The following is a 21,803-nucleotide window of genomic DNA, read 5'->3' as shown; positions in this document are numbered from 1 at the left end:
CTTTCTGTGCGAAAGAACCTTAGCCTACGAGGCTAAACAGTCGGCTCCGCTTTTGATTTGATCAAGGGAAACGAGGGAATTGACCGAAGTCCGGACTGCGTTTTTCTTTGAATGCGTCGCGACCTTCTTTTGCTTCGTCAGTTGTGTAGTACAATAACGTTGCATCTCCAGCTAGTTGTTGAATACCAGCTAGACCGTCTGTGTCTGCGTTGAATGCAGCTTTTAGGAAACGAAGTGCCATTGGGCTGTTTGCTAAGATTTCTTGTGCCCATTGTACTGTTTCTGCTTCAAGTTGTTCTAATGGTACTACTGTATTTACTAAGCCCATATCAAGCGCTTCCCCAGCACTGTATTGACGGCATAGGTACCAAATTTCGCGAGCTTTCTTGTGGCCTACCATACGAGCTAAGTAACCAGCTCCGTATCCACCGTCAAAGCTTCCTACTTTAGGACCTGTTTGTCCGAATACAGCATTTTCTGCAGCGATTGTTAAGTCACATACGATATGAAGTACGTGTCCTCCACCGATTGCATAACCTGCTACCATTGCGATAACTGGTTTAGGAATTGCGCGAATTAGACGTTGTAAGTCTAATACGTTTAGACGTGGGATTTGGTCGTCACCTACATATCCACCATGACCACGAACTTTTTGGTCGCCGCCAGAACAGAATGCACGTCCACCTTCACCTGTTAAAATGATAACGCCAACATTTGCATCATCACGAGCTTGTGCAAAAGCGTCGATTAACTCCATTACCGTTTTTGGACGGAATGCGTTATGTACTTCAGGACGGTTAATCGAAATTTTTGCGATACCATTGTATGTTGAATAAATAATATCTTCGTAATTGCCTTCTTTTACCCATTCAATAGCCATTACAACTACCTCCTTGTATATTTCTGATCTCCTCTATAAGTGTAACTTCATTCTTAACTGAAAAAAGCATCACTGCATAGTTTTTAGAAATCCCTTTACTATTGTATCAAACTTTTCCGGTTGTTCCACATGAATTGCATGGCCAGCACCATCAATTTTGACAATTTTCGCATCAGAGACGCATTTTTTGATGTTTTTTAATATGCGAAAGAACTTTTCATCATGCTCTCCGTTCATTAAAAGAACAGGTATTTTTAAGTTTTTTAGCTCATCCCACCATGAAGGCTGAGCCCCAGTTCCCATGCCGCGCAAGCTATTTGCGAGCCCTTTTGGGTTGTTAGCAAGTCGTTCTTTTCGCACCGCTTCTTGTACGTTTTTTGCTAAACGTTTTTGCGTTTCAAACAGCGGAATATTTTCCCACATCGATACAAAACTTTCTATGCCTTCTCGCTCAATTTTATCGGCAAGTCGCTCATCTTTTTCACAGCGTTCTTTTCGCTCATCTTCACTTTTGAGTCCAGCTGTACAATTTTCTAATAAAAGAGAACGTACATATTCTGGATATAGACACGCCATCGTAATCGCCAGTCTACCGCCCATTGAATAGCCAAGTATATGTGCTTTTTCAATATGAAGGTAATCTAATAGTTCTTTCATTTGCAATGCCACATTTCGAATGTCATAATGTGCAACATCTTCAGGACTCTCGGTCTTTCCGTGTCCAACAAGATCCACTACAATAACTTGAAACTGCCCACTCCATGAAGAGATAAAAGAACGCCACGTTTCCATGCTTCCCGTAAAACCATGAAGAAGTAGAAGTGGTTCCCCGCTTCCGACTACTTCATATTCATACGATACACCTTGCAGCGTTACTTTCATTTTGATTCACCTTGCAATGATGTAGTAATTACGTCCTGTGTTTTTGCCCATAACGTACGGTGCAACGTTAAGTTTTCATCACGGTTCGTACAAATTTCTACAACGTGTAAACCTTCTGTCGTTGCTCCCTTTTGTACTTCCTCCCGGAATTGCTCCCAACCATTTACACGGCTAAATGAACCACCGTACATTTTAACAACATGCTCATAGTCAAGCCCAATCGGCGTTCCAAATAACGATTCGAAGTGTTCCTTTTTCTCATATTGTGGTAAGAATGAGAAAATACCCCCACCATCATTATTTACAACGACAATCGTTATATTTAATTCATGTAATTTTGCAGCTAATAGTCCATTTAAATCGTGATAGAATGATAAGTCACCGATGACTAATACGAGCGGATCGCAAATCATGCTCGCTCCTAAAGCTGTCGAAATGATGCCATCAATCCCATTTACACCGCGGTTTGCCATCACTTGAATATTTTTATCTGATGTGAAGAAGAATGAATCTGTATCACGAATTGGCATACTATTACTCGCAAATAACGTTGCTCCTTCTGGTAATACGCGTACAATATCTGTAATGACTTTTCCTTCAAATGCAGTTTCATATGTTTCCATTTCACGAAGCGTTTCCTTCGTTTTTTCGTTTATATGTTGCCACATTTGGGACCAATCATTCTTTTTCATAACTGGCATTTTTTCTATTAATGTACTGCAAAATGCAATATCACTTGCCTGTACAACTTCTGTCGCAACAAGAGCTGGATCTCTCCATTGTCCAGATTCGTCAACAACGATATGAACAGCTTTCGTTTGTTTTTTAATGAACTGCGTTAATGCTTTCGAAACAGGCATACCACCAAAACGAATTAAAACGTCCGGCTTCCACGTCTCTTTTAACAATTCATTTCGTAAAAATGTATCATAACAGTCGATTACCATCGTTTTATCGTGGTGTCCGCTACGAATATTAGAAAGTGGGTCTGCTAATATTGGGTATCCCGTTTTTTCAGCTAGTTGCGTTGCAAACGTTGCGATTTCTGAATGACTATCATCTCCACAAATAATAAGCCCCTTTTCCATATGTGAAAGGCGCCCTACAAGAGAATCTACATATTCACTCGGCATCACCACGTTCCCTTGCTGAACTACTCCTGTATATTCCCCGCGTCCTTTATCCCATAAACTTTCTAATGAAAAGTCCGGGATAAGCGGTTCACGAACTGGAAAATTAAGATGAACAGGTCCTTGCGGCGCTAAACAAGCACTTGCTATCATGCGCTGCGTTGTCATGCGAGCGTAGTGGTACATCGCTTCACTCGCTTCTGAAAGTGCCATCTCTGTAAATTGCTTCACAAACGTACCGTATAAATTAAATTGATTCATCGCTTGTGGTGCACCGACATCTCTTAATTCATGCGGTCTATCTGCTGTTAAGACGATAAGCGGCACTCGTGAATGGAAAGCTTCACATACAGCTGGATAGTAGTTCGCTGCTGCCGTTCCTGACGTACATAATAATGCAACCGGACGTTTTTTCGCTTTTGCGATACCGAGTGCAAAAAATCCTGCAGATCTTTCATCTACATGTAAATATGTGTTCATTCCTTCGTGTTGTTCCATTAGTAGAGCAATCGGCGTTGACCGTGAGCCTGGACTAATGACAACATCACATACATTTAGACGCGTCAGTTCATCCACGAACGCGCCTAAATAATATGATAATGCTTCTATATGATTGTTCATTTCATTAATTCCTCCAAAGCACCAAGCATCGGTCTAAACTTCAAACTTGTCTCTTCATATTCAAGTTGCGGTACTGAATCAATTACAATCCCGCAACCGGCAAATAAGGATGCTTTCTCGCCATTTAATAATCCGCAGCGAAGTGCAACCGCAAATTCACCATTTCCTTCATCATCTATCCAGCCAATCGGTGCACCATATAATCCTCTGTCTAACAATTCAACATCACGAATCAGTTTCATCGCTTCCAAACGAGGTGTCCCGCCAAGAGCTGGTGTTGGATGTAATTCTTCTACCATCGTTAAAAGACTCGCAGTGCCTTTTGCCTCTACAGGCGTATATAAATGAATTAAGTTTTTCGTTGTTAATAGACCTGGACTCTCCGGAATATTAACGTATTCGCAGTGCTCATTTAATACCGACCTGATCATGTTCACAACATAACCGTGTTCAGCTAAATTCTTTTCATCATGAAGAAGCGCATTACTATTTCGCTTACTTTCTTCTATAGATTGACCATGACCAGTTGAACCAGCAAGACACATCGAAGTAAACTTCTCATCTTCTTTGCGAATTAACCTCTCTGGCGTCGCTCCTAAGAAGCATGCTCCTTTATAATCAAAAGAAAATACGTAACAATCCGGTTGCCCAATGCGAAGTGCTTCTAAAACAAGAGCAGAATCAATATGATGATCCATTTCTACTTTTAGCTCCCTCGCTAATACAACCTTCTGCACGTTACCCTGCTTCATCTCATCTTGCACTTTCTCAATGGCTTTCATCCAGCCTTTCGGATCCACTTCCACTTTAGAAGTAACTGTTAATTTCGATCCTTCTAATGCACATTTACTCTCCCCAAAAATTTTCTCTTCTAAAGAAACAATTTCGTTATAAAGAGTTTCTGCACAATCTGTTGCTGAAACGAATGTATTCATCGTTAACCATGCTTTTTCATTTTTTACAGTTAATAAAAATGCTGGTAGTGAAAATGTCGTATCATCGAATTCTTTCCATAAGTCCGTTTTCTCTTTTTCTTGGTCAAATGAAAATCCACCAAATAAAAGAGGACCTGTTCCAAATTCATATTTTTCTCTTTGTACAAATGCTTTCTCTTTTACTTTATCCCACTCGTCACGAGCCGCTTGAAAGCGTTTGTGAGAAGAATTTGCTATAGTGAAAACAGAGCCAATTCCAGCAAATATTACATGCTGAGCTGGATCTGCAAAATAACATCTATTTTCCAATGCAATCCTTTTTCCTGCTGCATAAAACAGAAGCGGATCCATCCAGTCTATTTGTTTTACAAAACTAACCAATATTTTTTCATCAGTTGCATGCTTAATGGCTGCACTAAGAACTTCTTGCAAGCCTTTTTGTTTCGTTTGAATCACAATTGTCTCCCCCCTATGGGCGAAAAATAGTCATAATTACGCTTGATTTTAAGATACACCTCAAACGAAAGGCCTGTCAACGTTTAGCATTTCTGAGAAATTCACCTTCTCTTCCTAGAAAATAAACGTTGACACTAAATGATGCTTTTTCTACACTTAGTTGTGTACAATATGTGACCAAAGGAGGATTCAACATGGAAATGAACGTCGAAACGAATTCCTCTCCTATGGCGCCAAAACCAAGCAAGCAAACAGGCTGGCGCATTTGGTGGAGTTTACTACGTCCCCATACATTAACAGCAGCTTTCGTTCCTGTTTTCATCGGAACAGCCTATGCAATGCAGGTCGGAGGTATAAATCAAATCCATCTCCCTCTTTTCCTTATAATGCTTCTTGCTTGTCTTCTCATTCAGGCAGCAACAAACATGTTTAATGAATACTTTGATTATAAAAGAGGACTCGATCACGAAGGTTCAGTTGGTATCGGCGGCGCTATCGTTCGCGATGGCATTCAGCCAAAAACAGTGCTTAACTTAGCATTTGGATTTTTCGGCATCGCAATACTATTAGGTGTTTATATTTGTATGAATTCTAGCTGGTGGCTTGCTGCAATCGGTCTTGTTTGTATGGCCGTTGCTTACCTTTACACGGGTGGCCCACTTCCCATTGCCTATACACCATTTGGAGAGTTAACAGCCGGATTATTTATGGGTGTTATCATTATTGGAATTTCATTCTTTATTCAAACTGGAACTGTAACATCAGAAATCATTTTACTATCTATTCCAAGCTCCATTTTAATTGGTGCCATTTTACTAGCTAATAATATTCGTGACTTAGATGGCGATAAAGAAAACGGTCGTAAAACGTTAGCAATTCTCGTTGGACGTGAAAGAGCGGTTGGTGTACTTGCTTCTATGTTCATCGTTTCCTACATTTGGACAATTGCTTTAATTATCGTGGGCATCGTATCACCATGGATGCTTATCGTATTTTTAAGTACACCGAAAGCATTTAAAGCGACGAAAGGCTTTATCGGCAAAAGCATTCCAATGGAAATGGTACCTGCGATGATTGCAACAGCAAAAACAAATACAATCTTCGGTTTCCTAATGGGAATTGGATTATTACTTGGATACTTTCTATAAAAGGAGCTGCTTATGCGGCTCCTTTTTCATATCTGAAATTCATCTCATAATTCCTACTCTCAACGCTCATACTATGTAAAGAAACTGAATTGTAGGAAGGTGGACGACTATGTTAACTCCACAACAAGTAGGTCAATTTAAATCCATTTTAGAAAAACAAAAACAAGAACTAGAGCAAACGATACAAACTCATGAAAATACAGATCGTGCTTCTGAACGTGATTCCGTTGGAGAATTATCTAGCTATGATAACCATCCAGCTGATATGGCTACAGAGCTATATGAACGGGAAAAAGACTTCGGGCTTATTGAGCTTTGGCATAAACAGCTTGAGGACACGAAACATGCCTTGCAAAAAATAGAAGCGGGTACGTACGGCATTTGCGAAGTGTCTGGTGAAGAAATTCCATTTGAAAGATTGGAAGCAATGCCGACTGCTACAACATGCGTTCAGCACGCAATAAATAAATTAAACATGGATGCGCGTCCAGTTGAAGAGGAAGTGTTATCTCCTTCTTTTCACAAGCATGATGAGGACCATTCTGTTGAGTACGATGCGGAAGATGCGTGGCAAGATGTCGCAAATTACGGAACATCTGAAACGCCGTCTGATTTAGAAAGACAAGATTCGAAAAACTATAATGGCATGTACGTAAACAGTGAGGAAAATGTAGGATACGTAGAAGATTTCGAAAACTTTATTGGTACAGATATGTATGGAAAAAATCCGCAAGTTTTCGCTACGGAAGAACATGAAGAATATGAACAAATGCTTGATGACTTTGAAGAGCGTACCTTCAAAGGTGAATTATCTTCAAATGAATCTAGTTCCAAAGAATAAAAAAAAGCATTCCGAAAATCGGAATGCTTTTTATCGCTAGCTAATTAGTTTTTTGTAACGTTAGCAGCTTGTGGTCCACGGTTACCTTCAACGATTTCGAAAGAAACTTCTTGACCTTCTTCTAAAGTTTTGAATCCGTCACCTTGGATAGCTGAGAAGTGAACGAATACATCGTCTCCACCTTCAACTTCGATGAAACCGAAACCTTTTTCGCTGTTGAACCATTTAACTTTACCTGTTTGCATGTCATGTACCTCCTAAATAAAAATGAAACTATGAATCCACATGAAAAGGTGGATATAAAGGACATGAATGTATAACAAGCTTACAGCCTTTAATTCAACGTGCTTTATTTCCGTACCACATTATGTAGCTCAATAGTGACTTCACTATATCACGCTATATCAAAAACGTCAAATGAGAACACTTTCATTCCACCATTTTTTTATAATTTTAATATAATGTTGAATTTCCATATTCATATTTTATTGGAAAATTAACAAAACTATAGTGTGCTAATTCTAATAATTTCTGTACAATATAATTACTACATATTTATGAGGTGAGAAAAATGCAAGCACATGAAATCGAGTATAAATTATACGGCGATGATATGCAGTTTGTTGAAATTGAGTTAGATCCAGAAGAAAGCGTGATCGCAGAAGCTGGCGCAATGATGATGATGGAAGATTACATAGAAATGGAAACAATCTTCGGTGATGGTTCTGGCCCATCTGGAGGTTTATTCGGAAAATTAATGGGCGCTGGTAAGCGTCTCGTTACAGGCGAAAGTATGTTTATGACTGTATTTACAAATACAGGTCACGGCAAACGCCACGTCTCATTTGCTGCTCCTTATCCTGGTAAAATTATTCCTGTAGATTTAACAGAATATCAAGGAAAAGTAGTTTGTCAAAAAGATGCCTTTCTTTGTGCCGCAAAAGGTGTTTCTATCGGAATTGAATTTACGAAAAAAATAGGAACTGGTTTCTTCGGTGGTGAAGGTTTTATCATGCAGAAACTTGAAGGTGACGGTCTTGCTTTCATGCACGCAGGTGGAACTGTATATAAACGTGAATTAAAACCTGGTGAGAAACTTCGCATTGATACAGGTTGTCTCGTTGCTATGACAAAAGACATTAACTATGATGTCGAGTTCGTTGGAAAAGTAAAAACAGCTCTATTTGGCGGCGAAGGTTTATTCTTCGCAACGTTAGAAGGACCTGGAACAGTTTGGATTCAGTCCTTAACACTTAGCCGATTAGCAGCACGCCTTACAAGCCCAGCAGCGCAAAGTACTGGCGAAGGTAGTGTATTAGGTGGCCTTGGTCGTTTATTAGATGGGAAAGAGTAAACTGTGCCCTTATGTGGGCATGGCCATCAACTAATAAAATAATAAAATTAAAACACCCTTGCTTGCAGTAATAAAGTGAAAGGGTGTTTTAATTTACGTCTACAAACGAGAAAAAGCAGTTAAAATAAAGTAATAAGGTTTACTTCAGGAAAATAAGGTATATTATATTTGTTGAGTAGATTCTCTTTAGAGACAAGAAAAGTAGGTGAACAAAGTGGGAAAATATCAATTGGATTCCAAAAGTCAGGTAGCTGTGGCAAAGTTCCATGAAAAACAGAAGCCTGCCAAATTTGATAAAAAGCAGCAACTTGAAAAATTGCGTACGGAGTATTTGAAAAAGAAGCAAAAACAAACAGATAAATAATATGTTTTATTTTCCGAATTTTTTCTGTATGTAACGCAAACAAACACAAGAAAATAGGTAAGTTATTCATCATTCAAATATATACAGGCTATTTTTTCAAACCTCTTACTTATGCAACTAACGCATGCGTCAGTTCATTAAGAATAACTAAAAAAGTCGATTCCTTGAGATGAAAAAGAGTAAACAGTGCCCTTATCAGGCACTGTTTTATTTTGCCATTATAATTTCCTCCACTGATTTAGGTAAGCGATACAAGCTATTCCCCACCTCCAAAAGAATGAATCAAGTTCCTCACCGCATATATTAAACTATACCTTTTCTTAAGGAGGGCTACCTTAATGCGTACTCCTTTATCCTTTGATAAAGAAACTGCCATACTGTTAGCTTCTTGTTGTGAGTTAACGTATGAACAATATAAACAAAATGGTATTTTCGAAATACCAGATGGTTTTCAATATGTACAAGGTTTTCAAGGAAAGGCCATTCAAACAACAGAATGGTTCGGATTTATATTAGAATCTGAGGATACAATTATCGTTGCCTTCAGAGGCACTCAAACAGATCCAGATTGGATTATTGATTCTCTCGTCAATCAAAAACCTTATCCTTATGCTTTAAATGGCGGAAATGTCCATAACGGTTTTCTCTCTATTTATGAGTCTTGTCGTGATTCTATTATGGATATGCTCGTATCATTGCCAGCACATAAAAAACTGCTAGCTACTGGGCATAGTCTAGGTGGCGCGCTTGCCACATTACACATATTAGATGCACGTATAAATACTGCCTTCGCACAGTATGGACTTTATACATTCGCTTCTCCAAAAGTAGGAGATATCGCTTTTCGAAATTATTATAAACTACAAGTAGCTAGTAGCTTTCGTTTCGTCAACTTATTCGATGTCGTCCCACTTCTCCCTCCCCGAAACATAAATTTTAATGATCATGATTGGGAGTATGCACACGTCCATCACAACATGACATTTACAAAAAACACAAAATCCATTACAAATAATCATTCCATTACAACATACAAAACATGTCTGACTTCTCATTTTTAACCAGTAAACAATTGGAAATAAAATATTCGTATACTATAATAATCTATGAAGTTATTTTTGGATGAGGGGACCTTACATGTTAAAATTTATCTTCGCATTTTTCCTTATTGTAATTTTTACGGTTACAGGTTTCTTTACATTTTCATACTTTGCGACAGGAGAGTATGATGGGGCAGGTATCATATATACCACTGTTCCATTTCTTTCTTAAGCAAAATAAATAAAACGAGCTTAATTTTATTAAGCACGTTTTATTTATTAATATCCATTTCTGTTGGTAAATCGATAATATATCTCCCAATATAGCAACCTCTTTAAAACTGTTTAACTGTATTACCAATACCCCAAATTTCATTACTGTACTGCAAAATCGTTCGATCGCTCGCAAAATGACCAGACTGTGCAATATTTAAAATCGACATTTCTAGCCACTTCGTTCGGTTCTCATAAGCTCTACCGACAGCTTCTTGTCTTTCAGCATATGGACCAAAATCTCGCAGAACAAAATATTCATCATTTTGAATAACGAGAGAATCGTAAATTGCTTCAAATTCGGCTCCCGACTGTGCAAAGAAACCATTCGTTAACTGATCTACTACCTTTTTAATGTGCCCATTGTGGTGATAATAATCACTTGCACGATATCCACCATTTTGATAGTAATGAAGAACCTCTTCTGCTGTTAAACCGAAAATAAAACAGTTATCATCACCGACCCGGTCTTTTATTTCAACGTTAGCACCGTCTAGCGTTCCGAGTGTAATCGCACCATTCATCATAAATTTCATATTACCTGTTCCCGATGCTTCTTTACTCGCCGTTGAAATTTGTTCACTTACATCCGCTGCCGGGAATATATCTTCTGCTAAAGAAACTCGATAGTTTTCTAGAAAGATAACTTTCATATATTGACTGACATACGGGTCATTATTTACTTTTCTTGCGAGTTCATTTATTAATTTAATAATTTTTTTCGCGTAATAATAGCCAGGTGATGCTTTCGCTCCAAAAATAAAAGTACGCGGATAAAATGTAAAACTAGCATCCTCTTTCAAACGGTTATACAAATATAAAATATGAAGAACATTTAATAATTGTCGTTTGTAAGCATGTAATCTTTTCACTTGCACATCAAAAATAGAATTTGGATCAATGGTAATCCCCATTGTATTATGAATACGCTCCGCTAAAATCTCTTTACGCTCTTGTTTTACCTCTGCAAATTTCTCTTGGAAACTCGCATCATATTGAACTAATTGTAGCTCTTGAAGCTTAATCGGTTCTTTCTTCCACTCTGTTCCAATCGCCTCTGAAATGAGATTTGTTAACTGTGGATTTGCTTTCATAAGCCAGCGCCTATGAGCAATTCCATTCGTCTTATTATTAAACTTATCTGGATAAAATTCATAAAACAATCGCATTTCCCGCTGCTTTAATATTTCCGTATGAATTTTCGCTACACCGTTTACGCTATGGCTACCGACAATCGCTAAATGAGCCATTTTCACAAGGTCATGTGCAATAATCGCCATTGCTTCAATACGATCCCACTCATACGGATACTGTTCCCACAGTTCATGACAGAAACGTTCATTAATCTCTTCAATAATCATATAAATTCTCGGTAATAACGGTTTAAAAATGTGAATTGGCCACTTTTCGAGCGCTTCTGATAACGTCGTATGATTCGTATAAGAAATCGTCTGCGTCGTTATGTGCCAAGCTTCTTCCCATGCTAACTTTTCTTCGTCTAGTAAAATACGCATCAGTTCCGGAATTGCTAAAACCGGATGTGTATCGTTAATGTGGATCGCAATTTTTTCATGTAGTTGACGAAGGTCACCGTATCTTTCTCTATGCATTCGAACGATATTTTGCAAACTTGCTGATACGAGGAAATACTGTTGTTTTAAACGAAGTATTTTTCCCTCATCATGCGTATCATCTGGATATAAAAACTCCGATACAGCCTCTGTTTCACGCTTATATTTCAAAATATCTTTGCAGTTTTGCGGGAAAGGAACTGGTTCAGCATTCCAAAGTCTAAGTGTATTTACAGTACTCGTCTCATAGCCAACTACCGGCACATCATATGGCACGGCCATAATGACTTCTGCATTTGTATGCCTAAACTCTAAACGCCCGTCAATTTCTAGCGGTTCAACACTGCCGAAATAACTTACTTCTACAGCTTGATCATGCCTTCTTACTTCCCATACGTTTTCATGAAGAAGCCACTGTTCTGGAAATTCGACTTGATAACCATCAACAATTTTCTGATCAAACAAACCATGTTTATAACGAATTCCACAGCCGTGTCCTGGCAAGTTTAAAGATGCAAGTGAATCGAGAAAACAGGCTGCTAAGCGTCCAAGCCCACCATTACCAAGGCCTGCATCTGCTTCCACTTCTTCTAACTCTTGTAACGAAATCCCTAGTTCAGATAACCCTTGCTCGCATACATCTCTAATACCTAAATTCAAGATGTTACTTCCAAGCAAACGTCCAAGCAAAAACTCAATAGACAAGTAATACATTTGCTTTTGCTCTCCGGATCGATAACTCTCATTCGTTGCAATCCATTGACTATTCATATACTCACGTACCATATGGCCGAGCGTATTATATTGATCACGAGTTGTAGAATCTTTGAAACTTTTCCCATACATCGTCTCTAACTTTTCTAGAAAAGTTGATTTAAAACTTTCAACATGAGTAAACATTTTTTCACCACCTACATGTTATTCCATGAGACTTTTATACAATTCCTTATAAGCAAGAGCCGATTGCTCCCAGCTATAATCTTCAGTCATCGCTTGTTTTACAAGCTGCTCCCATACCGGTTTATCGTGATAGAATTCAATTGCACGATGAATCGTATGCAGCATGTCATGTGCATTAAAATTCGTGAAACTAAAACCATTTCCTTCTCCAGTTTCTTCATCATAAGAATGTACCGTATCGTTTAATCCACCTGTTTCTCTTACAATTGGAATCGTACCGTATGCTAATGCGATAAGTTGTCCAAGTCCACACGGTTCAAACAGCGATGGCATTAAGAATAAATCACTTCCTGCATACACTTGATGAGCTAATTCTTCATTAAATCCGATATAAACTTTTACCTTCTCCGGATACTCATATGCCATCCATTCAAAGAATTGCTCATATTCCGAATCACCTGATCCTAAAATAATACATTGTACATCTTCTTCCATTATTTCGCGGAATACAGTACGTACTAAATCAAGACCTTTTTGCTTCGTTAATCTCGTTACCATTGAAATAATTGGTGTATCCTCTTTTTCTGGCAAACCAAAATAACGCTGCAAGGCGCGTTTATTTTCACTCTTTTCATATAATGACTCTGCATCATACTGAGCCTTAATATACGAATCCGTTTCTGGATTATATACGCTCGTATCAATACCATTTACAATGCCGCTAAGCTTATCATTATATTTTCGCAGTAATCCATCTAACTTCTCACCGAAAAATTCATATTGAATTTCTTCTTTATATGTCGGGCTCACCGCTGTAATTTGATCCGAAGCGATAATACCGCCCTTCATAAAGTTCACATTCCCATAAAACTCTAACTGCTCACTGTGGAAATATTCATCACCAAGTTCTAACAAGTCGTACATTACTTCAGGAGGAAATACACCTTGGAACTGTAAGTTATGAATTGTATATACCGTTTTAATACGCTCATATAACGGGTTATCTTGATACTTTTCACGAAGTAAGAAATTAACCATAGCCGTATGCCAATCGTGGCTATGAAGAACATCCACTTCAAAATCAAGGTGCGGAATACACTCTAACACCGCTTTTGAGAAATAAGAAAAACGCTCTCCGTCATCATAATGACCATACAGAGAATCTCTCTTAAAATAATATTCATTATCTATTAAGTAATACGTAATTCCGTCTTGCTCACCTTTTAAAATTCCACAATATTGATTTCTCCACCCAAGCGGGACGTTAATTACTTTATGTAACGTACATCCATCTCTTAACTTTTGCGGAATGAGGCTATAATTCGGAAGTATAATACGAACGTCCACTCCTAATTTTTTCAGCTCTTTTGGGAGCGCACCCGCTACATCAGCTAATCCTCCCGATTTCACAAACGGTACACATTCTGATACTGCAAATAAAATATTCACTTGTTGTTCCACTGCGCGAAAAGTTTTTATTACTCCTCTTGCAGCTTCCTCCCTTCGAGTTTTCATTTGAATTAAAACTTTAATCAGTGGAGGAAGACCCCCACTGATTCTTTTAAGAATAACTATTAATCGTACTGTTTTGTACGCTTCCTTTTTCTACAACATACGGCCCATCGGCGTTTCCTTTTAATACGACACCGTCACCAATTTTCACGTCTTTATCAATAATAACACCATCTATTATACAGTTATCTCCAATTTGGCTCTTTTGCATAATAATACTGTTACGAATAATTGAACCTTTTCCAATTTTAACTGAACGGGAAACAACACTGTTTTCGACTTCCCCTTCAATAATACTACCGTTTGCAATCATTGTATTTTTCACGACTGCACCCTTTAAATAACGAGTTGGTGGCTCATCTTTTACTTTCGTAAAGATCGGTGCTTCTTTCTTAAATAATTGCTTCCAAATAGCAGGTTGCAAAATTTCTAAGCTATGTTTATAGTAACTTTTAATCGAGTCAATAATTGCTACATATCCAGTATGTTCATATGTAGCAATGTGTAATGATTTCCCGCGCTTTTCTCTCACTACATCAAATAAACTGTATTGTTCCACATCTTTATATGACTCAAATAAGTCTAACAATAATTGTTTCTTTAACACATATGTTTGAAGTGAAACCCCTTCATGGCAAACTTCCGTAATATCAGCTGCCGTATGTATATGTCGCTCTAACACCGCTTGAAAATTTAATGCTGTTACGAGATGGCTATTCGTAATAACAACGTACTCTTCTCTGCTTCTTAGAAAATAATCAATATGTCTTCTAAAGTGTGCAAAAGACCCAAATTCATCTTGGTCACATTGGCAGTTTGGCGGGAATAAAAATAGTCCGTCTCGTTTTCTATCTAAATCCCACTGTTTTCCTGAACCAACATGGTCCATTAACGAACGATTTTTATGGCTTGTAAAAACTGCCACACTATGAATACTAGAATTCACCATATTTGAAAGCATGAAATCAATGAGTCGATAACGGCCCCCAAACGGTAACGCCGCTAGTGAACGATGCCCTGTTACTTTCTTTAAGGAAGGAAAACTTCCCGTTGCATTAATAATTCCTAACATTTTTTCTCCCATTCATTTCATCCCCCTTTTCTATTTCCCTTCAGCAATTAATACTACATCGTCAACATTCTTTTCTGGACGAATGATTGTTCCATCCTCGATAACCATTTCTGATCCAACAATCGCTCTTTCAATCACAACATTTTTACCAATCTTAGCCCCTGGCATAACGACAGAATCAATCACCATACTTCCTTCTTCCACCGTCACTCCTTGGAATAACACAGAATGCTTCACGTCCCCTTCAATGACGCACCCTTCGTTAATAAGCGATTCTTCTACTTTTGCCTTTTCAGCAATATATTGAGGCGGTTCGTTTGGATTGACAGAGTAAATACGCCAATTACGATCGTTTAAATTCAGTGATGTTTCATCGCGAAGCAAATCCATATTCGCTTCCCATAAGCTCTTCACCGTTCCAACATCTTTCCAATATCCTTCAAACGGATACGCCATTAGCTTCTTCCCTTCATCCAATAAAAGCGGAAGCACGTCTTTTCCAAAATCGTTACTAGATTCAGGGTTTCTTGCATCCATCTCTAAATACTCTTTCAAAATTGACCAATTAAAAATATAGATTCCCATTGATGCAAGATTACTTCTTGGAAATTGTGGTTTCTCTTCAAACTCAACAATCTCCATTTCTTCATTTGTATTCATAATGCCAAAGCGACTCGCTTCATCCCAAGGTACTTCAATAACAGAAATGGATACGTCCGATTCTTTCTGAATATGGTAATCTAGCATCTTACTGTAATCCATTTTATAAATATGGTCGCCTGATAAAATGAGAACATACTCCGGTTCATACTGACTTAAATAGTTTAAGTTTTGATAAATGGCACTTGCCGTACCTGTATACCACTTAACCCCTGAAGACTCCGCATAAGGAGGTAAGACTGTGACCCCACCGTTTACTCGGTCTAAATCCCACGCATTTCCGATTCCGATATAATTATGAAGTTCGAGTGGTTGATATTGCGTTAAAATCCCAACCGTTTCAATACCAGAATTCGCACAGTTACTTAGCGTAAAATCAATAATGCGATATTTACCACCAAATGGAACAGCTGGCTTGGCTAAATTCTTTGTTAATGCACTTAAACGACTACCTTTTCCCCCTGCTAGTAACATTGCTACGCACTTTTGTTTTTGAGCCATCTTGTTTTTTGCTCCCCTTTCTCGTCTTCACTGGTCGTAATATGGATACGCCAAATGGTGGGATTGTAATCTCTACATGTGCTGCTTGATTATGGTACGGTTCTAGAATCGTCTTAAGACGTTTCTTATTCACTTGTCCCGAACCGCCATATTGCTGTGCATCACTGTTTAAAATCTCGTTATAATACTCGAAATCTGGTACACCTACTTTATAGTTTTCATATGTAGCTTTCGTAAAATTACATACGATAACTAACGCATCTTCTTGTTTATCCCCTTGGCGGATAAACGAGAAAATACTTTGCTCGTTATTATTAGCATCAATCCACTGAAAACCTTCAGGCGAATGATCAAGCTGCCAAAGTGGTTTTGAGCGCTTATACAATGCTATGAGCTCTTTAAAGTAATCATGCATATAACGATGCATTTCAAAATCATGTAAATTCCAATCTAAATCTTCAAGGTCTTTCCACTCATCAAACTGCCCGAATTCTCCTCCCATGAAAAGTAATTTCTTTCCTGGGTGAGTAAAGAAATATCCATATAACAAACGAAGCTGAGCAAACTTATCCCAGTAATCACCTGGCATTTTATTTAATAACGACTTTTTCCCATGAACGACTTCATCATGAGAAAGGGGTAATATGAAGTTTTCAGAGTAAGCATATAGTAAAGAGAACGTCATTTTCTCATGAATATATTTTCTGTACTCTGGCGCACACTCCATATATTTCAGCACGTCATTCATCCAGCCCATATTCCATTTGTAATTGAATCCAAGCCCACCTTCATACGTTGGTGCTGTTACAAGTGGCCAAGCTGTTGAATCCTCTGCCGTCATAAGAAAATCTTCATCCTCTGCAAACACTGCTTCATTTAACTCCCGTAAAAATGACACAGCGTACTCATTACTTTGCTCTTGTCCTTCTTTATTCCAGTACAACATGTTCGCAACTGCATCTACTCTGAAACCATCAATATGGAAATATCTCATCCAAAATAACGCATTTGAAATTAAGAAATTACGTACCTCTCTCTTTCCTAAATCAAAATTGACAGTTCCCCATACTAGATTTTCTTGTACATCTTTATCTTTATATTCATAGGTCGGTGTGCCATCAAACAAATATAAACCGTGAGCATCTTTACAAAAATGCCCCGGTACCCAATCTAAAATGACACCGATTCCATATTTATGACATTCGTCGACAAAATACATTAAATCATGCGGTGTACCAAATCTACTCGTCGCGGCATAATATCCCGTTCCTTGATATCCCCAAGAACGATCATATGGATGCTCAACAAGCGGCATAATTTCAATATGTGTAAATTGATGTTCCACCACATACGGAATGAGTTCTTCTGCCATTTCCCTGTAAGAATATAGTGTTCCATCTTCTTTCTTTTTCCAAGAACCAAAATGTAATTCATAAACTGTCATCGCTTCTTTATAAATCGGTTTTTTCTTTTTCTTACGATTCCAGTTTTTATCATTCCATTCATATCCTTTTATATCAAAAACTACAGATGCCGTATTCGGTCTTACTTCTGCATATATAGCATACGGATCTGCCTTTAAAATGACGTCACCAGCCAACGTTTCAATCGCATATTTATATATTTCTCCTTCTTCAATATGCGGTATAAATAAGGACCAAATCCCTTCTTCTGTCACTTGTAGCATCTTATGTTGCTCATAATCCCACTCATTAAAATCTCCAACAACACTCATTGCTTTCGCATGAGGAGCCCAGACTGTAAATCGTACCCCTTGAATCTCATCTTCCGTCACAACATGTGCGCCAAAGATGTTATAACTTTCATAGTACTTTTCTGTATGAAACTCATCTCGTTTCACTTCTTCACAATTTATTACACTCAATATGCTCACCTCACTTAGATGACAGAATTTTTTATACTTTAACTATTTCTGCGAAAAACTGCAATATCCTTGTTAATTTATAAAAAACATTCGTTTTTTTCTTAAAAATGTTAGTTTTTCTTCACATTTCCGTGTAAAATATCGAATTTTGACGAATATTAATTGAAAACGCTTTATTATTCTTCTATATTTTTACCAATTATTTTTTCTCAACCTTTATTTTATTATGTTTATCCTATTTTTCATGCTATTTTCCACTCAAAATCAAAACAAAATAATCTGTCATAAAAAAATGTTTCTCAATATTTTTTGTCACAATGTTATTGAAATGCGAAATTTAATCCTGCTTTTGAAAAGCTACTTTCCGAAAAAGGAGTAACCGCAAAAGTAAATGAACCGAAATTAGAGGCAGGTTCTGTTACAGTTGGCGGCGCTATCGATGACAAAAACTTTGCTGGATTAGATGGTGATTTCCCGTTCATTGATGTAACTTTCAAAGTAGAAAATGATGAATTTTATGAAGCAAACGCTCAATTAGAGTCACCAATTTTTGTTTACTGGAAACAAGGTGAATCAGAACCAAATAGAATGCGTGTACTTCAAGATCAAACATTCTCAGTTATGTCCTTAAACTCACTAGTAGAAGGAAATATTAAACCTGGTGCGTTCTTAAATGAACGCGAATATTTAGATGAAAAGTTCGATTATACAAAGCTTGGCGTAAAAGTATATGCGACTGATTCTTACCGTCATAAGTTTGAAGGCTCACTAGATAAATACGGATACTTCAAACTAAATGGACTTCCAGTTAATAAACGCGACTATAACTTATATGTAGAGGTGCCAGGACATTTAACAAGCCGCCTAACAACGAAACTTGGTACTGAAAAAGACGGTAAGCTGCTTGGCCAATATTATTATGCAAGACCTGACGAAAACCTTACCGGCGATGTAAATGCTGATAAAGTAATCGATATTAAAGATGCTGAAATTATCGCTAGCAACTATGGTAAAAAAGGAGTAACTGTAAAAGACGGAGACCTTAATAAAGATGGTATTGTCGACGAAAAAGATATTCGCTTCGTTGAAAGGAACTTCTTGAAAAAAGGTCCAGATGCATCTAAATCACAAACACCTGTAGAAAAATCCAAAAGCGGTACACTGGCAGATATTTTAAAGAAATTAGGATTAACACCTAAAAAATAATAAAATGAAACTTTAATCAGTGGGTTTTTACTGCCCGGCAAATAGCGGAATAATAAAGAGCACTCTACGTAAAATAGAGTGCTCTTTTCTATAAACAACCCTTATCCAGCAAAAGGGGTATATTGGGGATATACAAGGGAAACCGGAAAAGGAATTTATATTAAATTATATAAGTTCAGAGGTAAGAAGCAGTTTCCCACCTCTGAATTATTTAGCAATTATTATAGTACTGGTGCCATTGTTTCTTTTAATACTTTTACAGAATGAGCGAACTTCACTTTTTCCTCTTCATTTAGCTCAAGTTCTACGATTTCACGTACACCTTCGCGGTTAATTACAGCTGGAACACCTACGTAAGCATCTTTCTCGCCGTATTGACCTTCAAGGTATGCAGATACAGTTAATACGCTGTTCTCGTTGTTTAAGATTGCTTTAGTTACACGAAGTAGTGACATACCGATTCCGTAGTAAGTTGCACCTTTACGCTCGATGATATGGTAAGCTGCATCACGTACGTTTTCGAAGATTTTGTCTAAGTCTTCTTGTTTGTACTGTTCGTTGTTAGCTAAGATTGTTTCTAATTTTTGTACACCGATAGTAGCGTGGCTCCATACTGGAAGTTCAGTGTCACCGTGTTCACCAACGATGTAAGCATGAACGTTACGTGGATCTACATCTAAGTAGTCACCTAACATGTAACGGAAACGAGCAGAGTCTAAAGTAGTACCAGAACCGATTACGCGCTCTTTCGGTAAACCAGATTCTTTCCAAGTTACGTAAGTTAAAATATCAACTGGATTAGTTGCGATTAAGAAGATTCCATCGAATCCGCTATCCATAATGCCGCGAACGATTTGTTTAAAGATTTTTGTATTTTTCTCAACTAAGTCTAAACGAGTTTCACCTGGCTTTTGTGGTAACCCAGCAGTGATAACAACTAAATCTGCATCTTTACAATCTGCATAGCTACCGCTCCAAACTTTTGTTGGTGATGGAGAGAATGGTACCGCATGGCTTAAGTCCATTGCTTCCCCTTCTGCTTTTGCTTCATTAACATCTACTAATACGAATTCTTCAGCTACACCTTGGTTAATCATTGAGTAAGCGTAACTACAACCTACAGCTCCTGTTCCTACTAATACTACACGATTGATACCTTTTTTCATGGTAATTTCCCCTCTCTATTGTTCACATATATTTTTTTATGATTGTTTAAGTAATTAATTAAAATACTAATTTAATGTTGTTTAACTTCTTTACATTCATATTGTAGCACGTATTATTGTGAATTACTTCACAAATTATGACCTATTTGTGAACTTTTTCACATAGAGTGTAAAGTTATTGGAATAGGTGTGGAATCCATTTCAATGGAGGCGTTTTCTTTAGATTGTGAAAGGGTTTTTCTTGTGGTTTTCATCGGTAAGTGAAATTATATCGGCGATTTTTAGAATATATCGACCGTAACTCCAAATATATCAGCGATTTTTGCAATATATCGAATTACCGACAAAACTCGACAATAATGACAACATAAAAAAGCTGTCTCCAGTAGGTCACCCTATTGAGAGGCAGCTTTTTCTATATATTATTTATTTTCCACAGTAGCTCCCGGATGTATTTTCATCCGTTTCTCCAAGTGTAGGAGGCTACAGCCATACAGCTGGGGTAAAAGTTCAACTTGAGGTATCATTTTAGATAGATAGTTCCTTCATATTCATACAGGCCCAAATAAACAACATGATTGTATTTACCGCTCTATATACCCAACTGCAACAGCCCATACTTCATATTTCTTCTATTGCATAAAAAAGCAGACTATCCAAAGTTCACTTTTATACAACAAAAAAAGAGATAGCAGATTATGCTATCTCTTTTAGTATGACCCGTACGGGATTCGAACCCGTGTTACCGCCGTGAAAGGGCGGTGTCTTAACCACTTGACCAACGGGCCAGTTCTGGCAGAGAAGAAGGGATTCGAACCCTCGCACCGCGTTCGCGATCTACTCCCTTAGCAGGGGAGCCCCTTGAGCCACTTGGGTACTTCTCTATAAATATGGCTCCGCAGGTAGGACTCGAACCTACGACCGATCGGTTAACAGCCGATAGCTCTACCACTGAGCTACTGCGGAACAATTATGGTGGGCCTAAATGGACTCGAACCATCGACCTCACGCTTATCAGGCGTGCGCTCTAACCAGCTGAGCTATAGGCCCATAATTGAAAAGCGGGTGAAGAGAATCGAACTCTCGACCAGAGCTTGGAAGGCTCTTGTTTTACCACTAAACTACACCCGCATTAAATTGTAAATGGTGAGCCATGAAGGACTCGAACCTTCGACCCTCTGATTAAAAGTCAGATGCTCTACCAACTGAGCTAATGGCTCATTTTGAAAGTGGTGCCGACTAGAGGACTTGAACCCCCAACCTACTGATTACAAGTCAGTTGCTCTACCAATTGAGCTAAGTCGGCTCGTGATTTCAAAATGGTGGCTCGGGACGGAATCGAACCGCCGACACGAGGATTTTCAGTCCTCTGCTCTACCGACTGAGCTACCGAGCCTTTATGTAAA

17 protein-coding genes, 8 tRNA genes and 2 pseudogenes are annotated in these 21,803 nt (G+C 38.0%); 8 read left to right on the top strand and 19 right to left on the bottom strand.

The window, feature by feature from the left end; translation table 11 throughout:
• Positions 1–61: 61 nt before the first annotated feature.
• The 4 genes from menB to ACQGSG_RS06870 all read right to left on the bottom strand — a co-directional run bounded on the left by menB (position 62) and on the right by ACQGSG_RS06870 (position 4,904).
• Complete coding sequence (gene menB / locus ACQGSG_RS06885) at positions 62–880, bottom strand: 1,4-dihydroxy-2-naphthoyl-CoA synthase (RefSeq protein WP_000963886.1); 819 nt, start codon at positions 878–880, stop codon at positions 62–64.
• A 69-nt stretch (positions 881–949) separates the two neighbouring features.
• Positions 950–1,762 carry a 2-succinyl-6-hydroxy-2,4-cyclohexadiene-1-carboxylate synthase gene (menH, locus tag ACQGSG_RS06880; protein ID WP_151153427.1) on the bottom strand — a complete coding sequence of 271 codons (813 nt, stop codon included), beginning with the start codon at positions 1,760–1,762 and terminating at the stop codon, positions 950–952.
• Positions 1,759–3,513: a 2-succinyl-5-enolpyruvyl-6-hydroxy-3-cyclohexene-1-carboxylic-acid synthase gene (gene menD, locus ACQGSG_RS06875; RefSeq protein ID WP_426947125.1), complete on the bottom strand. Its 1,755-nt coding sequence runs from the start codon at positions 3,511–3,513 to the stop codon at positions 1,759–1,761. The genes menH and menD overlap by 4 nt, the downstream gene beginning before the upstream one ends.
• A complete protein-coding gene (locus tag ACQGSG_RS06870; RefSeq protein WP_000616750.1) occupies positions 3,510–4,904 on the bottom strand; it encodes an isochorismate synthase in 1,395 nt (464 codons plus the stop codon). The genes menD and ACQGSG_RS06870 overlap by 4 nt, the downstream gene beginning before the upstream one ends.
• A gap of 194 nt (positions 4,905–5,098) precedes the next feature.
• Between ACQGSG_RS06870 and ACQGSG_RS06865 the strand changes: the two genes are divergently transcribed.
• Positions 5,099–6,052 (top strand): 1,4-dihydroxy-2-naphthoate polyprenyltransferase, encoded by a 954-nt coding sequence (locus tag ACQGSG_RS06865; RefSeq protein ID WP_098877351.1) that lies wholly within the window; start codon positions 5,099–5,101, stop codon positions 6,050–6,052.
• Positions 6,053–6,161: 109 nt separating this feature from the next.
• A complete protein-coding gene (locus tag ACQGSG_RS06860; RefSeq protein WP_098876624.1) occupies positions 6,162–6,893 on the top strand; it encodes a yteA family sporulation protein in 732 nt (243 codons plus the stop codon).
• A gap of 44 nt (positions 6,894–6,937) precedes the next feature.
• Here the strand turns inward: ACQGSG_RS06860 and cspD are convergent, their stop codons facing one another.
• Positions 6,938–7,138 (bottom strand): cold-shock protein CspD, encoded by a 201-nt coding sequence (gene cspD / locus ACQGSG_RS06855; RefSeq protein WP_001193054.1) that lies wholly within the window; start codon positions 7,136–7,138, stop codon positions 6,938–6,940.
• Positions 7,139–7,464: 326 nt separating this feature from the next.
• Between cspD and ACQGSG_RS06850 the strand changes: the two genes are divergently transcribed.
• The 4 genes from ACQGSG_RS06850 (at position 7,465) to ACQGSG_RS06835 (ending at position 9,883) form a co-directional block, all read left to right on the top strand.
• On the top strand, positions 7,465–8,247 hold the full coding sequence (locus ACQGSG_RS06850) for a TIGR00266 family protein (RefSeq protein ID WP_001147834.1): 783 nt from the start codon (positions 7,465–7,467) through the stop codon (positions 8,245–8,247).
• Between the two features lie 214 nt (positions 8,248–8,461).
• Positions 8,462–8,611: a hypothetical protein gene (locus ACQGSG_RS06845; protein WP_000521639.1), complete on the top strand. Its 150-nt coding sequence runs from the start codon at positions 8,462–8,464 to the stop codon at positions 8,609–8,611.
• A gap of 338 nt (positions 8,612–8,949) precedes the next feature.
• On the top strand, positions 8,950–9,672 hold the full coding sequence (locus tag ACQGSG_RS06840) for a lipase family protein (protein WP_001260134.1): 723 nt from the start codon (positions 8,950–8,952) through the stop codon (positions 9,670–9,672).
• Positions 9,673–9,748: 76 nt separating this feature from the next.
• Positions 9,749–9,883 carry a hypothetical protein gene (locus tag ACQGSG_RS06835; RefSeq protein WP_000911065.1) on the top strand — a complete coding sequence of 45 codons (135 nt, stop codon included), beginning with the start codon at positions 9,749–9,751 and terminating at the stop codon, positions 9,881–9,883.
• A 103-nt stretch (positions 9,884–9,986) separates the two neighbouring features.
• Here the strand turns inward: ACQGSG_RS06835 and glgP are convergent, their stop codons facing one another.
• From glgP to glgB, 5 genes are all read right to left on the bottom strand, one after another.
• Complete coding sequence (gene glgP, locus ACQGSG_RS06830; protein ID WP_061884703.1) at positions 9,987–12,395, bottom strand: glycogen phosphorylase; 2,409 nt, start codon at positions 12,393–12,395, stop codon at positions 9,987–9,989.
• An 18-nt stretch (positions 12,396–12,413) separates the two neighbouring features.
• Positions 12,414–13,844, bottom strand: coding sequence for a glycogen synthase GlgA (glgA, locus tag ACQGSG_RS06825; protein ID WP_023901191.1), 1,431 nt, complete (start codon positions 13,842–13,844; stop codon positions 12,414–12,416).
• A 112-nt stretch (positions 13,845–13,956) separates the two neighbouring features.
• Entirely contained in the window at positions 13,957–14,991 is a 1,035-nt protein-coding gene (gene glgD / locus ACQGSG_RS06820) for a glucose-1-phosphate adenylyltransferase subunit GlgD (protein ID WP_098877352.1), read from the bottom strand.
• A gap of 18 nt (positions 14,992–15,009) precedes the next feature.
• Positions 15,010–16,140, bottom strand: coding sequence for a glucose-1-phosphate adenylyltransferase (gene glgC, locus ACQGSG_RS06815; protein ID WP_000057606.1), 1,131 nt, complete (start codon positions 16,138–16,140; stop codon positions 15,010–15,012).
• Positions 16,088–18,025 (bottom strand): 1,4-alpha-glucan branching protein GlgB, encoded by a 1,938-nt coding sequence (glgB, locus tag ACQGSG_RS06810; protein WP_000111398.1) that lies wholly within the window; start codon positions 18,023–18,025, stop codon positions 16,088–16,090. Before glgB ends, glgC begins: the two co-directional genes overlap by 53 nt.
• A 327-nt stretch (positions 18,026–18,352) precedes the next feature.
• Between glgB and ACQGSG_RS06805 the strand changes: the two are divergent.
• A pseudogene (locus ACQGSG_RS06805) lies at positions 18,353–19,231 on the top strand (dockerin type I domain-containing protein); the annotation flags it as partial.
• A 221-nt stretch (positions 19,232–19,452) separates the two neighbouring features.
• On the opposite strand, the gene ACQGSG_RS06800 reads toward ACQGSG_RS06805, so the two are convergent.
• Positions 19,453–20,397: an L-lactate dehydrogenase gene (locus ACQGSG_RS06800; RefSeq protein WP_000715340.1), complete on the bottom strand. Its 945-nt coding sequence runs from the start codon at positions 20,395–20,397 to the stop codon at positions 19,453–19,455.
• A gap of 442 nt (positions 20,398–20,839) precedes the next feature.
• Here ACQGSG_RS06800 and ACQGSG_RS06795 point away from each other — a divergent pair.
• A pseudogene (locus ACQGSG_RS06795) lies at positions 20,840–21,015 on the top strand (IS4 family transposase); the annotation flags it as partial.
• 98 nt (positions 21,016–21,113) lie between these two features.
• On the opposite strand, the gene ACQGSG_RS06790 reads toward ACQGSG_RS06795, so the two are convergent.
• From ACQGSG_RS06790 to ACQGSG_RS06755, 8 genes are all read right to left on the bottom strand, one after another.
• Positions 21,114–21,185 (bottom strand) — tRNA-Glu (locus ACQGSG_RS06790).
• A 5-nt stretch (positions 21,186–21,190) separates the two neighbouring features.
• Positions 21,191–21,281, bottom strand: a tRNA-Ser gene (locus ACQGSG_RS06785).
• Between the two features lie 7 nt (positions 21,282–21,288).
• Positions 21,289–21,363: transfer RNA gene (locus ACQGSG_RS06780), tRNA-Asn, on the bottom strand.
• A 7-nt stretch (positions 21,364–21,370) separates the two neighbouring features.
• Positions 21,371–21,447, bottom strand: a tRNA-Ile gene (locus tag ACQGSG_RS06775).
• 10 nt (positions 21,448–21,457) lie between these two features.
• A tRNA-Gly gene (locus ACQGSG_RS06770) sits at positions 21,458–21,528 on the bottom strand.
• A 13-nt stretch (positions 21,529–21,541) separates the two neighbouring features.
• Positions 21,542–21,617 (bottom strand) — tRNA-Lys (locus ACQGSG_RS06765).
• A gap of 10 nt (positions 21,618–21,627) precedes the next feature.
• Positions 21,628–21,703: transfer RNA gene (locus ACQGSG_RS06760), tRNA-Thr, on the bottom strand.
• Positions 21,704–21,717: 14 nt separating this feature from the next.
• Positions 21,718–21,793: transfer RNA gene (locus ACQGSG_RS06755), tRNA-Phe, on the bottom strand.
• Positions 21,794–21,803 lie beyond the last annotated feature (10 nt).

The organism is Bacillus sp. GMa5/1, assembly GCF_050172015.1.
GTDB classification, from domain to species: domain Bacteria; phylum Bacillota; class Bacilli; order Bacillales; family Bacillaceae_G; genus Bacillus_A; species Bacillus_A cereus.
This window is presented reverse-complemented; position numbering and strand designations above follow the sequence as displayed.

What these genes read in the sequence shown, in the direction of transcription:
- menB (WP_000963886.1), bottom strand. Translation starts at nt 880, where the DNA reads ATGGCTATTGAATGGGTAAAAGAAGGCAATTACGAAGATATTATTTAT.
- menH (WP_151153427.1), bottom strand. Translation starts at nt 1,762, where the DNA reads ATGAAAGTAACGCTGCAAGGTGTATCGTATGAATATGAAGTAGTCGGA.
- menD (WP_426947125.1), bottom strand. Translation starts at nt 3,513, where the DNA reads ATGAACAATCATATAGAAGCATTATCATATTATTTAGGCGCGTTCGTG.
- ACQGSG_RS06865 (WP_098877351.1), top strand. Translation starts at nt 5,099, where the DNA reads ATGGAAATGAACGTCGAAACGAATTCCTCTCCTATGGCGCCAAAACCA.
- ACQGSG_RS06860 (WP_098876624.1), top strand. Translation starts at nt 6,162, where the DNA reads ATGTTAACTCCACAACAAGTAGGTCAATTTAAATCCATTTTAGAAAAA.
- cspD (WP_001193054.1), bottom strand. Translation starts at nt 7,138, where the DNA reads ATGCAAACAGGTAAAGTTAAATGGTTCAACAGCGAAAAAGGTTTCGGT.
- ACQGSG_RS06850 (WP_001147834.1), top strand. Translation starts at nt 7,465, where the DNA reads ATGCAAGCACATGAAATCGAGTATAAATTATACGGCGATGATATGCAG.
- ACQGSG_RS06840 (WP_001260134.1), top strand. Translation starts at nt 8,950, where the DNA reads ATGCGTACTCCTTTATCCTTTGATAAAGAAACTGCCATACTGTTAGCT.
- ACQGSG_RS06835 (WP_000911065.1), top strand. Translation starts at nt 9,749, where the DNA reads ATGTTAAAATTTATCTTCGCATTTTTCCTTATTGTAATTTTTACGGTT.
- glgP (WP_061884703.1), bottom strand. Translation starts at nt 12,395, where the DNA reads ATGTTTACTCATGTTGAAAGTTTTAAATCAACTTTTCTAGAAAAGTTA.
- glgD (WP_098877352.1), bottom strand. Translation starts at nt 14,991, where the DNA reads ATGGGAGAAAAAATGTTAGGAATTATTAATGCAACGGGAAGTTTTCCT.
- glgC (WP_000057606.1), bottom strand. Translation starts at nt 16,140, where the DNA reads ATGGCTCAAAAACAAAAGTGCGTAGCAATGTTACTAGCAGGGGGAAAA.
- ACQGSG_RS06800 (WP_000715340.1), bottom strand. Translation starts at nt 20,397, where the DNA reads ATGAAAAAAGGTATCAATCGTGTAGTATTAGTAGGAACAGGAGCTGTA.